Below are 15,560 nucleotides of genomic sequence, written 5' to 3' on the forward strand. Positions count from 1 at the left end.
CATTGAATTTTGAAGATGTAACTGAAAACAACTAATAAAATGTATTTTAACAAATTGAATGTTAATTAATTCTTAATAATAATATAAAAGTTTAAATACTTGTTAAGTAGATATAAACATGCTATAACGATAGGTGTTTCGTACTTTTCTAATAATATAGAGATATAGTACGAAAAAAGATTGCCAGCCAAAACATCTGGTAATTAATTACTGGAAGAGCTGACAATCTTCATCTCACCACTAATTCTCCTTAATACTTTAAAAAACAAAAAAATTAAACTTTTTTTGAATTTAAAAGTTAAAATAACAGTAATTTTTACTAGAATCTTAGAAGAGCTTTAGATGATTTAAACAGATAATTTAATTTATAATGGTTGGTAACATCAATTGTTGATATAAGTGCTTACATAAATGGAAAATTGGAAGGAGAAACAAAAATGAGTAATGAAAATCAGGAAAATGGGATAGATAAAGACTTAATAAAAGCTCTTGAAAATACAGATGAATATAAAGCATGGTATGAATCTCTATTTGTTATTATTGGTTACACATCTAACGAAGAAAATGATGATGAAGAGTTAGCATTGGAATTAATTGCAGATCATCTTAATGCAAGCTTTAAATTGCAGAATGGATTACAAAAAGGATTAGAAAATATAAAATATAAGAAAACGAAAGAGCTACATGATGATTGGGTGTTAGATAACTGCGGACAATAGTTATTTATTATAATTTTTTGATTCTTATTACTCTTTTTATGATTTCATAGTTTAATTTGTTTTTTTATAGATTAACTCATCTTGGACACCTGTAAGAAGTAATTGTCCAAGATGAGTAAGGGTATGGGGTAGATATTAATACCAACTTCCACTTATTTATAACTTCATTTTCGTGATGGTATGCAGGAGTATACATGTGCATTTTTGAGTGTAAATAAATTACCTGCTCATCTTTGCATTAGTTCATTATTGTGTTTATGCATTAGTCTGCAACTATGAATTTAAAATTATATAAATAATAATCAAACCTTATTTGTTAGTACATGGAAGTAAAATCCCATAAATGATTCAAGAGGGGGTGAAAGTTATGCTGGAGAGCTTATTAGCTTTATTAAGTCCTATTTTCTCTTTATTAAGCAGTATATTAGGTTTAATATTATAATTTGGATTATTTCATACTCTATATTTGAATAGAACTATCTCTGAGGGAATGCTGCGGATTAGGTTCTCGTTATATTCTCTTTGAAACATAAGAACAGCACCTGTTGGAGAGATAGGTCTATATATTATTTTTTGAGCATATTACTTCTTTTTTAAAATTAGGCATAAAATAGCTCATTTAATAGATTAACAAACATAGAACTGAAAATCAAAGAGTTGTAAGTAAAATTTTAGGTTTTGAGGCTCTAAAATTATCAATTTCAATGGCTTTACTTTATTCTTATTTTTTTACTACCATAAATATGATATTAATAATTATTAATAATAAAAATGAAGGGCGAAGCAGCATCTCCGAATACTTGCTAAATTTAAATAAAATTCGCCCTTCAAAATAAAATTAATTTAAATAAAAAGTAGTTAGAATAAATTTAATTTATTCTATTTTTGTAAATTCTTTTTTAGGTGCGCCGCAGATAGGGCATATTTCAGGTGCTTCTTTCTCTACAGTGTTTCCACAGTAATTACACACGTAATAAACTGTTTCTATATTGTTTCCAATGTTTTTAAGTGCATTTTCATAAAGGTCAGCGTGAATTTCTTCTACTTTGTTTGCAACATCAAAGCTCCAGAGAGCAGCTTCGTTGTTTTCTTCTTTGGCTACTTTTATCATTGCAGGATACATTTCTTTAAATTCAGCTACTTCTCCTGCTATTGCTTCTTTGAGGTTTTCTTCGGTACTTTTTATTCCTTTAAGAACTTTAAGGTGGTTGTGAGCATGTACGGTCTCTGCTGCTGCTGCAGCTCTAAATAATCTTGCAATCTGGAAAAATCCTTCTTCGTCAGCTTTTTTAGCAAATGCCAGATATTTTCTGTTTGCCTGAGATTCACCTGCAAAAGCTTCTTTTAAATTTTCAGTAGTACTCATATAACGGCCTCCGTTAGCTAGTTTAACATCAAGCTTTTATTTGGTTCAATAAATATTTATCTTTTTCGACCGTTGAAAATATCTTGATTCTCTTTGCTGAGAATGGAATATTGGATGGTATTAAATTTTTATACATTATATGACTATTTAGCAGCCTAAATTTCATTTTATTAATGTAATAACTTTTAAAAGTCAAAATAGAAGTAGTATACTAATCAAAAATAGATGTATTATTTTAAAAATTACTGAATAAATTAAACTAAGAAAAAAAATATTTCGAAATAATAAAAAAGGAAAACTTAGGCTGTTTTAACAGCCATTTCGATGTCTTCAGCTTTAACAGTTTTTCTTCCTGCGTGTTTTGCAAGTTCTACTGCTTTTTTAGCGATTTCATCACCTTTTTCTTCTAATGATTTTGCTAAAGCTTCCTTTGCATCATCACTAATTCTTTGAGCACCAGCATTTTTTATGATTCTTCCAACTGGAGCAATTGGTAATTCAGCCATAATTTCACCTCCTAATTTAGATTTGCATCTATAACATTTAAACTTATCGATTTTCATAGTGTTTTTGGCTATGGGTAACTCCCTACTGTTTCAATAAATGAGCTTGCTTTATATGTAAATTTTTTAGCATGACATAACATTAATAGAATATTTTAGTTCATGAACTTTGAATATATACCTCAACTTGTAATGTGACATAACATTGGGGGTAGCTGATAGTCTCTGGAATGTGAAATATATCACAAAAAGTCCTAGAAGAGTAGCCCCTAAGGGGAGTCTAAACTTTAAAAAAAGAAATATATGATTCTTAAAAGAGCTTTGGGGGAGTAATGCAATCTGAAAAAATTATGATAGTTTTATAGGGGCACCGTCAAACGAATTCAATAAAAAGGTGCTTACCAAATGATTTCATTAAAAGAGACCATAAATGAATTCTTTTTATGAAATCTAATAAAATGGGTTCTGTGATATTATTAAGGAATCCATTTAAAGAAACTACCATCATGAATGCAAAGCATTTTTCTATACGTCAAAAATCGACGATTTTTGACAGATTTTGGAGGATTTTAAGAGAATTTTGTAATTATTCGTGAAGAGGATAAGTGCCCATCCGTAATTGCGCTGCATGCTCTCTATATTTTTCCAATCGGAGACAGTTTCTACATTTTATCTCCTAAAAAAGAATCAAGAGAGATCAACAGATCCAAGCAGTGAATCGATGAACTGCTGTGCTGTACGCCCTGACATTCCACCGTGACGCATTTCCCATTTACTTGCTTCTGCTCTCAGTTCTTCATCTGTTAGTTTGATTTCAGGGTGTCGCCTTGCAAGATTTATAACGATGTTGAAATATTCTTTCCTCATAGGCTTGAAATAAGCGATGGTAACTCCGAACCGCTCCGCCAGGGATAGTTTTTCCTGCATTGTATCCGAACGGTGCAGTTCATCTTCCGACATATCCGAACGGTCGCTCCATGTTTCACGAACCAAATGGCGCCTGTTGGATGTTGCATAGATCAGTACATTTTCAGGTTTTGACTCCAAGCCGCCCTCCATAACTGCCTTCAAATATTTATACTCAATTTCGAACTCTTCAAAGGACAGGTCGTCCATATAAATGATAAAGCGATAGTTCCTGTTTTTTATGGCTTCAATGACCTTTGGCAGTTCCTTGAATTCATGTTTGTAGACCTCGATCATACGGAGGCCGTGGCTGTAATACTGATTTAAAATTCCTTTTATGCTTGCGGATTTGCCGGTGCCTGCATCGCCGTAGAGAAGGACATTGTTTGCCCTGCGCCCTTCAACGAACGCTTCTGTATTCTGTACCAGTTCTTTCTTCTGAGATTCATAACCGACCAAATCCTCCAATATTACATCACTGGTTGCCGTGATGGGGCAGAGAATTCCAGACTTATCATCATTTGAAATACGGAAAGCTTTATTCAGCCCAAATTTTCCAACGCCGTATGTTTTGTAGAAATCTGTAATGATCTGATACAGCTCAGTTTCATCTTTAGCCTGTTCAATAGCACGGCTGAGCTGCTGAACCTTTTCGCTCACGCCCTTGTTGAAAATCTGCTCACTTTTCACAACAGCCTCATAATTTGTGATAATCGTAAAGCAGTCTATATCCAGTTCCTTTTCCATCTCGGAAAAATCGTAGTCGAACAACTGCTTGAAGATGCAGAAATCGCTCCTGGCGAATTTATTTACAGTACCTACACTCGCCCCAACTTTTTCCGAAACAAGTGTAAATGGGTTTTCAGTCATGGCCAAAACAAAAGCCAGATAGTTGTGCCACAGATTTTTGTCAAAGCCGTAACGCGTTGAAATGTCAAGCATGCGGTTGATTTCGACATAAATATCTGTAATCAGATCTGCTTTCTCATAATCGCCTGCTGCAAACTGCTGGCAGATATTAGATAATCTAAACAAGATGCTGTCTTTGTCAATGTTTTTGTAAATCACCAATTTGGATGTCAAACGATACATTTTATTTCCTCTTAATGAACTCTTTTAGCCCCTTCAAATTTTGATGTTGTATAAATGTTATGATAGCTTCTTTTTTTATTTTTAATATTAAGTTTATGGGGATTTGTAAAAGTGCAGTTTTATTTTTAGCTGTATTTAACTGTGAATTAAATAAATTTTTGTTTGTTTCAGTACAGTAAATGGAATTAATATGTGCAAACATGGATATATAGCCCATTGCAGAATTTAGAATTAATTTCAGGTGCCAAACAATTATATGAAACCATCTGAATTAACCACCAAAACTTTTAAAAAAGTTAACCTGAATATGGAATTGTATGTTTGACACAATGAACATCGATCCTCAGATAAAAGAAATACTTGAAAAATCTTTTGATGAAGAAATTACAAAGGATGAAGCGCTTAAATTAATGCAAGTTAAGGGAAGGGAACTTCAAGCATTAATTTTCACTGCAGACTTACTCCGAGAAGAACTGGCGGGAGACAAGGTAACTTATATCCAAAACTGGAACATCAACTTCACTGATATTTGCTCGGGGACATGCGGCTTCTGTGCGTTTAAAAAAGACGAAAATGATAAAGACGCGTACTTTTTAGAGATTGACGAGGTCGTGCGGAGAACGAAAAATGCTGCAGATGAGGGTGCAATTGAAGTTTGCATACAGGGAGGCCTGCACCCCGATATAGATGCTTATTTTTATGAGGATATTCTTTTAAATGTCAAAAAGGAAGTTCCAAATGTTCATATTCATGCTTTTTCTCCAATGGAGATATTTTACGGGTCCAAAAAAGCGGAACTTGAGGTAGAAGACACGCTCAAGATGTTGAAAAAGGCAGGGCTTGGTTCAATGCCTGGAACTGCTGCTGAAATATTAAGTGATGATATAAGGGATATCATATGCAGGGGAAAGTTAAGCACGGCAGAGTGGATCGATGTCGTCGAAACGGCCCATAATACAGGAGTTCCAACAACATGTACAATGATGTACGGCCATGTTGAAAATATAAATCATAGAATTGAGCATCTGGAGATTTTAAGGAACATACAGAAAAAAACAGGCGGGTTTACAGAATTTGTTCCTTTAACATTTATGCATAAAAACGCCCCAATTTTCAGGAGCGGGATTTCAAGCCCTGGAACAACAGGAGCAGACGATTTAAGGCTCTATGCAGTTTCAAGGTTAATGTTTGGTGACCTGCTCAAAAATATACAGGCTTCTTGGGTGAAACTTGGATTTAAATTTGCCCAATTTTGTCTTATGTCTGGTGCAAATGACCTTGGAGGTACTTTAGGTGAAGAAAGCATATCCAAGTCTGCAGGGGCATCTTATGGGGAATCTACCCATCCAAGTGAACTAGAACGAGCAATAAAAGATATTGGAAGAATCCCAGCTCGAAGGAATACTCTGTATACTAAAATAGGGGAAATATAAACTATTTACTAAAATTTTCTATTTTTAATTTTTATATAAATTATGAATTTATGGGATTTTCTTTACTTTTTTTACTATTATTTCATCACCATCTCTACACTTTTTAAACAGTTCTAAGTTTTTTGTTATTTTTCCAATATTATTCACTTCAGAAACCGGCTGTGAATTCCTGTAGAATATGCAGAAAGCCGGTCCTGGTGGCCAGTAACATATATCTCCTTCTTCTGTGGTTTTTGATGGGTTTTCATAGTCTAATTCAAGTGTCATGTTGAAATATACTTCTTCAAGATAGGTATGTGCAGTTCCAGGAAGTGGAAATATTTCATATAATTTCTTTGCAGTTTCTGGGTTCCTATCATCTAATTTTCCAGTAGCTTTGCCTTTTCCTACTATTTCTATTTCAATTTCCATAATATTCACCTTTTAGGTGGTTCCATGCCGTGATTAAGTTTGAAGAGTTCTTCCATAATTTTAACACCTGAAGAGGTTCCAATCCGTGTTGCGCCGGCTTTTACCATATCAAAGACAGTTTTTATATTTCTTATGCCCCCTGAAGCTTTGATACCTATTTGAGGCCCCACTGTTTTTTTAATTAGAAAAACATCTTCCACAGTAGCTCCAGGATATCCAAAACCAGTTGAGGTTTTCACGAAATTTGCACCTGCATCCTTGACTATCTCGCATGCCAGAATTTTTTCTTCTTTTGTTAATAAGGCTGTTTCAATGATTACTTTGACTATATTGTCTTCTGCTGCAGTTATAACTCCTTCTATATCTGTTTTCACTGTCTCTTCGAGCCCTGATTTAAGAGCGCCAATGTTCATCACCATATCAATTTCACAGGCTCCGTGCTGTACGGCGTCTTTAGTTTCGAAGAATTTAATTTTGGACGTATTTGCTCCAAGAGGAAAGCTTATAACAGTGCAAATGTTCACATCTGAATCTTTTAAAAAGTCTGCGCATAATTCAACATTTGCAGGGTTAACACAGACTGAAGCAAACCCATAACTTTTTGCTTCATTACATAACTTTTTTATGTTTTCTACTCGTGTATCGGCCTTTAAATTGGTGTGGTCGATGATTTCTGCTATTTTTTCTGGAGATTCTACTAAATTTATCATGTAAACACCATTTTAATTTTTAAATTCTCTAAATATAAACTTATAATCGAGGATTTTCAACTAGATCTGTACCTTTTGCAGTGATGGTAATTTTTACATTGTTGCAAAACCATCATATACTGATTTTATAGGATATATTCACCTTCAGCTAAAAATCAACATGAACTTTTAATTTATAGGCATCGATTTTTTTCTTCTAGTTTCTATTAAGAAATCCTTGTTTACACTGGCACTGCATCTTCTTTCCTGTTTATATAATAATTCTAAAATTTCATGCTGAATGGGATTGCCCTTCATTTTATCATGTTTTTGTAGTTGAAAAGTTAATTCAAATCTTCTTTGCCATGTAAGGTCCTAATTTTTCATACCCGAATTTTCTGTAGTAGTTTCGAGCCCCTATTCCACTTGTAACAAGTATCTTTTCCATGCCGTAGTCTTCAGATGCAACTCTAGCTGCTTCATTTAATAATGATTCTCCATAGCCTAAATGCTGCCACTGCCCCTCTTCTCTTTCACCAATAGACATCATCGAGCCGTAAACATGTAATTCTCGTATAAGTGCTGTTTTATCATCTATTTCTTTTCTATGGGCCTGTTCTGAGGGTATCCTTAACCTTAGGAATCCAATTAAGATATCCTTTTTAACATCTTCAAATGATAAAAAGATTTCATCACCTTCTCCAGCACGATATTCTTCCTTTAATAATTTCACGTTATCAATATCTGGGATTAATCCATGAGCTGCTTTATGTCCAACTTCTCTACATCGAATACACTTGCAACTGACGTCTAGATCATGAAGTTTTTTGTATACAAGTTCGCCAAGATTTGATTTTTTAACTCCGGCCTCAATTAGAGGGGAAGGTATATCCCGCTGGATTCTCATGGTCCTGACCCATTTTGGGAGGTTCTTTTTAATTTGAGCTATCAGATCAACTGCTTCTTCACTTGTATATGGTTTATAATCTCCTTTTTCCCACATTTCATAGAGTTTTGAACCTTTAGTTACTAAACATGGGTAGATTTTAAGCATGTCTGGTTTAAAGTGTTCATCTGAAAATACTCTTTTAAATATTCTCAAATCCCTATCAAAATCTGCAAAAAGGCCGGGCATAAGGTGCATTGCCACTTTGATACCGGAATCCCTGAGTATTCTTGCAGCTTCAATGGAGTCTTCTACTGTATGTCCGCGGTCAATCCGTTTGTATATATAATTGTAAATGGTTTGGACTCCAAGTTCCACCCTTGTAACGCCCATATTGAGCATTCTATCAACATCTTGTGTTTTACAGTAATCTGGACGGGTTTCAAATGTCATCCCAACGCACCGCACGTTGGATTTTTCATTTTCACTTTGAACATCCTTCAGGTAAACGAACTCCTTGGGGATTTCAATATTATCTGCCGCGTTAGACCCTTTAAAGTTTTCAGATGAAATGGACACATCTTTTACTCCAAAATCGTTCATAGCTTGAAGACACTTGCTGACGAACCATTCCTGATAGCACAGGAAATATGAAGGGAATGTTCCGCCCATTATAATTAATTCTACCTTGTCTAAAGGGTGCCCTATACTTTCAAGTTGAAGCAGGCGGTTGTATACCTGTAAATAAGGGTCGAACTTAAACATTCTGGCCCGAAGCGCTGCAGGTTCTTCTCCAGTGTAACTTGGGGGAGCTATATCACTCTCTGGGCAGTAAAGACACCTGCCATGAGGGCATTTATGTGGTTTACACATTACTGCAACTATTGCAACACCGGATATAGTTCTTGTGGGCTTTTTTTGTATGATCCGTGCTATTTTCTTTCTCTCATCAGGAGTTGCATTCTGCAGTATCATTGAATTACTCATAAATTTTTCAAGATTGTAGTCTCTGCAAGCCTTATGTTTTGCTTTTTCTAGATCTCTTTTTGTTTTAATTTTTCCCTTGATTATTTGATTAATTATGAGTTTGCATGCATTTTCCATTATTATTTTCTCCAAAAAATAAGTGTTTAAATCGAATGCTCAAAAAATCAGAGCATACAAAACACTGCCAAAATCCTCAAAAAAATCCCTCGAAATTCATAGAATTTCGGGGCATCAAAAACCACAGGTTTTTGAAGGCTTTGATTTTTTTGGGAGTTAGAAAATGCAAAGCATTTTCTAAAATTCAATGAATTTTGGCGCATGTAAAAAATCGTAGATTTTTTACGGTTGCGAATTTGCAATTCGCAAACATCGAAAATTAAAAATTTTCGAATGTTGTCAAATCTGTGATTTGACACAACAAATACTTCGTATTTGTATGCTTCGTGTTTGCTGTTTGCAAAATGGAGTTTTGCAACCGTGAAAATTAAAAATTTTCACATGTTACAAAATCTTTGATTTTGTAAACATTCGAAAATCGTAGATTTTTGAGGTAGTTAGATTAAAGATAATATTCAGTTTTATATCAAATGAAAATTCTCTATTTAATAAGTTTATAGACAGCTGGTATAATATAATAGTTATGTATGTCAAATTTTTATTTTTTCCTAAAATGGGAAATTATTTTAAATTAATTAAATATTTTTTTATTGACTATTTAGGAACTATTTCTGAATTAGACTTTAAAATAGTAAATTTTTTTTATAAGTTCAGTTCATATCTAAAATTAATTAATTCATACTCGGAAATTGCATGGATTATACAGGAGGTATTCTATGGGCGAGACTGTAAATAAAGTAACATTTAGTAAAGTCTGTGGGAATGAAGAATACAAACTTAAAGTTTTGAAAGATTTCGTTGAGATAAAAAATGATAAAGAAAAAATTAAAAGGGTCGATGTTTCTGCTGTAGGTGAAATTGGAAAGATAATTCATGAATTTTTTGAAGATAAAAATGATGAAAACCAGACAGTGAAAAATGGTCAATTAATTTCATTAGACAAGGTTAATGGAAGTATGGAACCAGTTTCATATAAATTTAGAGGCATATCTTCTTTAAACAGTATTGAATCTGAGTTCGAACCGGTATATAAATTTACAATTATCTTAGAAGAAACGTGAATTTAATTACCAAGTGTTGAAAAAGAATTTATTCGAGGGGTTTAGTATCTAATACTTCTAAAACCCTCATTATATCTGTTTTAGAGATTATTCCAACTAAATTTCCATTTTCAATAACTGGAAGTCTTCCAATATTGTTTTTAGTAATTTTTTCTAGAGTATTCATTGCAGGCTCTTCAGGATTTGCTAAAATAAGTTTTTTAGTCATTATATTTCCAATAGGTGTATCCCTCTGATTTTCGGGTATCTTAGAAATGTCATCGAAAGTAACGATACCAGCAAGCTCACCATGATCTTCTACAGGATAGCCCATGTGTCTTTGCTTGAACATGGTATTTAATGCCTCTGAAACAGATGTGTCTGGAGTTAGTGTATTTACATCTTTAGTCATGATATCTCTAACTTTGATTCCCTCGAGCTTTGATGAAATCATGACATTTTTATATTCTTGGTCTGCACCTAAGTAAATGAATATGGCTATCAATATCAAAATAAAATTAAAAAATATGCCTAAGATAACCATTAAGATAGCAAACTGTTTTCCTACTGAAGCAGCAGCTTTAGTTGCTTTGCTATAACTCATTCTTTTTGCAAAAAAAGCTCTTAATACTCTTCCCCCATCCATGGGGAAAGCAGGAAGAAGGTTAAAAAGTCCAAGTACTAAATTAACCCCTAAAAAGTTAGCAAGGAACAATGACAGATCTGCTGAAGGGGTGTTAGATATAAAGAATGATTCAAGAGTTAAAGATCCTACACCTCCAATAATCAACAGCCCTATAAAGCAGGCAAATGCTATTAAAAGGTTTGCAAGCGGCCCGGCAGCAGCTATTTTAAGTTCTTTGTCTGGATCTTTAGGAATCTCTTCCATTGCAGACACGCCGCCAATGGGTAAGAGAACTATTTTACCTACTTTAACTCCATATCTCTTTGCAATATACGAATGGCTTAATTCATGTACAACAACTGTTACAAAGAGTAACGTGATTAAAAACGCGATATACACAGATATTATTCCTAGAAAGGCTATAACATATATAAAAAGCATTAATAATAAAAATGAAATGTGCAGTTCCACAGGGATTCCAAAGGCTCTGAATATTTTAAATGAAGACTTCATAACATCACTATATTACTATGATTCCATCAAGTTAATAAAATTATATCTCCTAAAAATAATTAATTTAAATTTTAAATAGATTTTTGAGGTATATTTTAAATTTAAGGTATATGGACAGTTAATAATAATTATACTGCAGTTTATATTGTGCACTCATAAAAAATATATGCTTTAAAAAATAGACTAAAAACAGGTGTATTTATGAAAGTAAGCGAGTTAATGGGTAGAAAAGTCCTGGATAAAAATGCAATGGAAATAGGCAAAGTATCTGATGTTGATTTGATGCCAAAAGAAGGTATTATAGACACAATCACAATATCTACTGGTGAAGTGTGGGTTAGAAATAGAACTTTTGAAATTAAACCCCGTGACATTCAACAGGTAGGGGACTATTTAATCTTAAATCTTGAAGAAGCTGAAATAGAAGGAATATTTGAAGAAGAAGAGGAAAAAGCTCCTGAAAAGACAAGATTAACTCTTACTAAAGAGGACTGATGTTTAAATCTATTAACTTTAGGGGGAGGTTAAATAATGGAAGTTTCAGATTTCTGCGGTAAACTTATAATGAAAGGTTCCTATGTTATATATAATGGCACGGGTACAATTGGTAAAGTTATTGACATTAAAACTGAAAATGAAGCTACCTGGGCAAAATTAGAAGATACAGATCTCTGGTATAAAAGCAATTATTTGCAGGCCATTGAAAAAATAGAAAAAAATGGACTTAAAAAAGAATCCAGAGAAGACATCAAAGAAAAACTTAAAAACAGGAAGAAACTTGTTGATGAAGATATTGACATGAGTTCCGAACTCTGTGACGGTGGAGGATAAATTATATCCTTTAAAAATAGTTTTACTTTATTAATTAATTTTTTACCGCAATTATGCCGCTTATTTTTTGTAAGTTAATGATATACAAAAAAGAAGTAATTAACTCATGTTTTAAAACAATTATAAAATTTAATATAAAATTTGAAAACATGTCAAATCTATTTTAGTCGTATTTTGTAAGTTTTGTAGACAAGTACTTTTAAATTCCTCATTTTTCTTTCTATACTGTGTCTTTCTTCCCGTGCTTTTGTGTATAACTCTACATATTTATCATGGTCTTCAGTTACTTTTCTGTGACTTTTTTTCATGTCTGCATGTAATTTCATAAGACATTTTTTAATTATTTCATCTTTTTCATGATTTAAATTGGTTAGGGTTTCATTTTTTTCAGATATCACTGTTTTAATTGTTGTATGGCGTTTTTCAAGATCATTTAATTTAATTTTTGTAGTTTCAATATCTTTAAGACTTGAATCACTGTTATTTTCTTTTAAATTCTCTTTAAGATATTTAAGCTCCTCTTCTGTGCGTGTGATATTGTTTGTAGTAATTGTGTCTTTATTTTCAAGATTATTTAATTCATTTTGATAGATGGTTATTTGCTCATCTATTTTTTTAACTTCTTCTGTTTTGCCAGCAGATTCTAAAAATTCGCTTAAATATTCGTCTATACTGTCTATGTTAACATCTCCATTCTACTAAAAGTTAAAAACAATATAAAATCAAAAATCGAAATTTCCATTTTAACTTCTATTTATAATTTTTGTTCTGCAATTATTGTATTGTACTTTGAAAGATATAAAGACTTATCAAAAATTTCACCTTATTGCATTAAAATTATTTTTTTAGTGTAATATTAATTTTACATGTGATTATATATTATATAATTCATAAAATTTAGTTAATTAAGAATCTAACTTTTTAGGAGAGTATTAAGATATAACAAGGGTTAAAAATGATGTATTAAAACTAATGGGGTAGTAGTAAATAAAATTTCATTATGGAGGAATAAATTAAAATGATTTTGAATGGGTTAATATGACCGAGAATAAATCGGGATAAACTCCTATAAACTTTATAACCATCATGATGTTTTTGTTATTTTAAGATTAATACACTGTTTAAGTGCTTTTTACTGGGATAATTGTAGTTTAAGCCTGATTTACTGAGATCGTACGTTAAAATTGCATGGGGGTTCATGTAAAAAGATAGTTAAATGTAGAATGGGTAATGAGGATGCGTTCTATGTAAAATTAGGGCAGATATGGGTAAAAAAGGAGTTTATAATAAATTATTTCAGGTATAATTGACAAAAATTAAAGAAATTTCATTTGTTTTACATTAAATTTAATTAGAGTATGTATATTTTTTTAAATTGGGATTATTTTCTTTTTAATGAGGTATAATTCAATTTTTTAAAAAGTTTCCTTAAAAATGGATTTTATAGGTATCGGTAATTAGTTTATATTTATACATAAAAACCATAATAATTAGTATTAATTATGTCTTTAATAGTAAGCTTTAAAAATAAATTAAAATAAACTAATCTATGAATGCTTAGTATAATAATTCCAACATACAATGAGGAGTGTTATCTCCCTAAATTACTTCAAAGTATAAAAGATCAGAATTTCAAAGATTATGAAATTATCGTAGCGGACGCTAAATCAACTGATAAAACAAGAGAAATCGCAGAATCATTCGGATGTAAAGTTGTAGATGGTGGATCTCCTGCTGTGGGTCGAAATAAGGGGGCTGAAGTAGCAGAAGGGGAATATTTATTATTCCTGGATTCTGATGCGATATTAACAGAAGGATATCTGGAATCTGCATTAAATGAATTTACTGAAAATGATCTTGATATCGGTATAACTCAATTAGTTCCAATTAGTGATAGTAAGAAAGATAAAATATTACATGACTTTGCGAACTTCTTTATGAAACTTGTAGAGTCAATAAAGCCCCATGGTGCAGGCTGTTATGGAATTTTAACCAAGAAAGATATCCATGAGGAAGCAGAAGGATTTAATGAATGTCTTGATTTTGGAGAAGACAGTGATTATATAGAAAGGATAGGGAAAATACACTCTTTTAAGGTGCTAAGAGAGCCTAAACTCCTTATATCCACAAGAAGGCTTGAAAAAGAAGGGCTTAAAAGCCTGGCGTTAATTTATGCAAAGAGTACCCTGTACGACTTCATGGGCAAGAAAATTACAGCAGGTGAATTAAACTACACATTTGGACATTCCAAAGAAAAGAAAAAGAAGATACTTTATTCTGTATGTGGGGAAGGAATGGGCCATGCTATCCGAAGTTCAGTAATGATTAAACATCTGTTAAAGGAAAATGATGTGGTTATTTTTGCTGGAGGGAGAGCATTTAACTATCTTTCAGAAAAATTCGATGATGTATATTATATAGAAGGGCCTAACACCGTTTACAGCGGAAATAACGCGCAGTATAAATCTACATTCTTTTCTGTAGTTAAAGACCTCCCAAAAAGTTTAAAATTTAATATTAAACTGCTTTATAATATCGCCCGGGCTTTTAAACCAGATATTATAGTTTCTGATTTTGAGGCATTTTCCAACATTTTAAGTAAACTACTTGGAATACCTCTTATTAGTCTTGATAATATACATGTTATTACGCAGTGTAAATTAGACCTCCCTGAACGGTATTTAAGTGAAAAAATAGTGGCTGGGGGAGTTATACGTTTATTTATAAACAGGCCTAAGTGTTATTTAATTACAACATTTTTTTATCCTGAAATTAAAAATAAGGAGAAAGTAAAGTTATTCCCTCCTGTGCTTAGAGAAGAAATTTTAAATCTTAACCCCGTAAATGGTAATCATGTACTTGTTTATCAAACAAGTGATTCCAATTTAGAGCTTATTTCCACATTAAAATCTATTAATGAAGAATTTGTAATTTATGGTTTTAACATGGAAAAAGAGGATGGAAATCTTCATTTCCGGAAATTTAACGAAAACCAGTTCTTCAAAGACTTTGAATCGTGCAAAGCAGTGGTTTCTAACGGCGGATTTACTTTGATAAGTGAATCAATGTATCTTAAAAAGCCAATATTTTGTATTCCTGTAAAGAAACAACCAGAACAGACTGTTAATGCGATGTATATCGAAAAACTGGGATATGGTGAATTCCGTGAATTATTAACTAAAGAAAACTTTGAAAATTTCCTGGATAGATTAGATGTATACCGTGAATCACTTAGTTCATTTAAACATGATAAAAATCAGGAAATTTTCCAGGCTTTAAATGACGCAATTGAAAAATATTCTAAGGAATATTCACAAGCTACCTACAAAATCGTTAATTTAATAGAATCAAGAGAAAATGCAAAATAAACTACTATTTTTAGTTTTTTTCTTAAAAAATCCATCCTATTTATTATTGCAGGGACTTACAGCAGTTTATTTAT

At 32.2% G+C, this 15,560-nt stretch carries 15 protein-coding genes; 6 read left to right on the plus strand and 9 right to left on the minus strand.

Features of this window, described 5'->3' with window-relative positions:
* Positions 1 to 374 precede the first annotated feature (374 nt).
* Entirely contained in the window at positions 375 to 719 is a 345-nt protein-coding gene (locus ASJ80_RS01730; protein WP_069583562.1) for a hypothetical protein, read from the plus strand.
* Between the two features lie 874 nt (positions 720 to 1,593).
* On the opposite strand, the gene ASJ80_RS01735 is transcribed toward ASJ80_RS01730, so the two are convergent.
* From ASJ80_RS01735 to ASJ80_RS01745, 3 genes are all read right to left on the minus strand, one after another.
* Positions 1,594 to 2,085 carry a rubrerythrin family protein gene (locus ASJ80_RS01735; protein WP_069583563.1) on the minus strand — a complete coding sequence of 164 codons (492 nt, stop codon included), beginning with the start codon at positions 2,083 to 2,085 and terminating at the stop codon, positions 1,594 to 1,596.
* Positions 2,086 to 2,384: 299 nt separating this feature from the next.
* Positions 2,385 to 2,591, minus strand: a complete 207-nt coding sequence (locus ASJ80_RS01740; protein ID WP_048080739.1) for a histone family protein — start codon at positions 2,589 to 2,591, stop codon at positions 2,385 to 2,387.
* A 684-nt stretch (positions 2,592 to 3,275) separates the two neighbouring features.
* On the minus strand, positions 3,276 to 4,586 hold the full coding sequence (locus ASJ80_RS01745; RefSeq protein WP_069583564.1) for an ATP-binding protein: 1,311 nt from the start codon (positions 4,584 to 4,586) through the stop codon (positions 3,276 to 3,278).
* 317 nt (positions 4,587 to 4,903) lie between these two features.
* Between ASJ80_RS01745 and cofH the strand changes: the two genes are divergently transcribed.
* Positions 4,904 to 6,019 (plus strand): 5-amino-6-(D-ribitylamino)uracil--L-tyrosine 4-hydroxyphenyl transferase CofH, encoded by a 1,116-nt coding sequence (gene cofH / locus ASJ80_RS01755; protein ID WP_069583566.1) that lies wholly within the window; start codon positions 4,904 to 4,906, stop codon positions 6,017 to 6,019.
* A gap of 48 nt (positions 6,020 to 6,067) precedes the next feature.
* On the opposite strand, the gene ASJ80_RS01760 is transcribed toward cofH, so the two are convergent.
* From ASJ80_RS01760 to ASJ80_RS01770, 4 genes are all read right to left on the minus strand, one after another.
* Complete coding sequence (locus ASJ80_RS01760) at positions 6,068 to 6,430, minus strand: cyclophilin-like fold protein (RefSeq protein ID WP_069583567.1); 363 nt, start codon at positions 6,428 to 6,430, stop codon at positions 6,068 to 6,070.
* A gap of 5 nt (positions 6,431 to 6,435) precedes the next feature.
* Positions 6,436 to 7,140, minus strand: coding sequence for a deoxyribose-phosphate aldolase (gene deoC, locus ASJ80_RS01765; RefSeq protein WP_069583568.1), 705 nt, complete (start codon positions 7,138 to 7,140; stop codon positions 6,436 to 6,438).
* Positions 7,141 to 7,308: 168 nt separating this feature from the next.
* Complete coding sequence (locus ASJ80_RS17595) at positions 7,309 to 7,437, minus strand: hypothetical protein (RefSeq protein ID WP_255360683.1); 129 nt, start codon at positions 7,435 to 7,437, stop codon at positions 7,309 to 7,311.
* 31 nt (positions 7,438 to 7,468) lie between these two features.
* Positions 7,469 to 9,109 (minus strand): tRNA uridine(34) 5-carboxymethylaminomethyl modification radical SAM/GNAT enzyme Elp3, encoded by a 1,641-nt coding sequence (locus tag ASJ80_RS01770; protein ID WP_069583569.1) that lies wholly within the window; start codon positions 9,107 to 9,109, stop codon positions 7,469 to 7,471.
* A 716-nt stretch (positions 9,110 to 9,825) separates the two neighbouring features.
* Between ASJ80_RS01770 and ASJ80_RS01775 the strand changes: the two genes are divergently transcribed.
* Positions 9,826 to 10,170, plus strand: coding sequence for a hypothetical protein (locus ASJ80_RS01775; protein ID WP_069583570.1), 345 nt, complete (start codon positions 9,826 to 9,828; stop codon positions 10,168 to 10,170).
* A 28-nt stretch (positions 10,171 to 10,198) separates the two neighbouring features.
* Here the strand turns inward: ASJ80_RS01775 and ASJ80_RS01780 are convergent, their stop codons facing one another.
* Complete coding sequence (locus ASJ80_RS01780) at positions 10,199 to 11,287, minus strand: CBS domain-containing protein (protein WP_069583571.1); 1,089 nt, start codon at positions 11,285 to 11,287, stop codon at positions 10,199 to 10,201.
* Between the two features lie 201 nt (positions 11,288 to 11,488).
* Between ASJ80_RS01780 and ASJ80_RS01785 the strand changes: the two genes are divergently transcribed.
* Entirely contained in the window at positions 11,489 to 11,782 is a 294-nt protein-coding gene (locus tag ASJ80_RS01785) for a PRC-barrel domain-containing protein (protein WP_069583572.1), read from the plus strand.
* Positions 11,783 to 11,818: 36 nt separating this feature from the next.
* On the plus strand, positions 11,819 to 12,118 hold the full coding sequence (locus tag ASJ80_RS01790) for a DUF2098 domain-containing protein (RefSeq protein WP_069583573.1): 300 nt from the start codon (positions 11,819 to 11,821) through the stop codon (positions 12,116 to 12,118).
* A 158-nt stretch (positions 12,119 to 12,276) separates the two neighbouring features.
* On the opposite strand, the gene ASJ80_RS01795 is transcribed toward ASJ80_RS01790, so the two are convergent.
* A complete protein-coding gene (locus ASJ80_RS01795) occupies positions 12,277 to 12,516 on the minus strand; it encodes a hypothetical protein (RefSeq protein WP_069583574.1) in 240 nt (79 codons plus the stop codon).
* A 1,155-nt stretch (positions 12,517 to 13,671) separates the two neighbouring features.
* Between ASJ80_RS01795 and ASJ80_RS01800 the strand changes: the two genes are divergently transcribed.
* Positions 13,672 to 15,486 (plus strand): MJ1255/VC2487 family glycosyltransferase, encoded by a 1,815-nt coding sequence (locus tag ASJ80_RS01800; RefSeq protein ID WP_069583575.1) that lies wholly within the window; start codon positions 13,672 to 13,674, stop codon positions 15,484 to 15,486.
* Positions 15,487 to 15,560: the final 74 nt, after the last annotated feature.

It is taken from the genome of Methanobacterium bryantii, from assembly GCF_002287175.1.
Lineage (GTDB): Archaea > Methanobacteriota > Methanobacteria > Methanobacteriales > Methanobacteriaceae > Methanobacterium_D > Methanobacterium_D bryantii.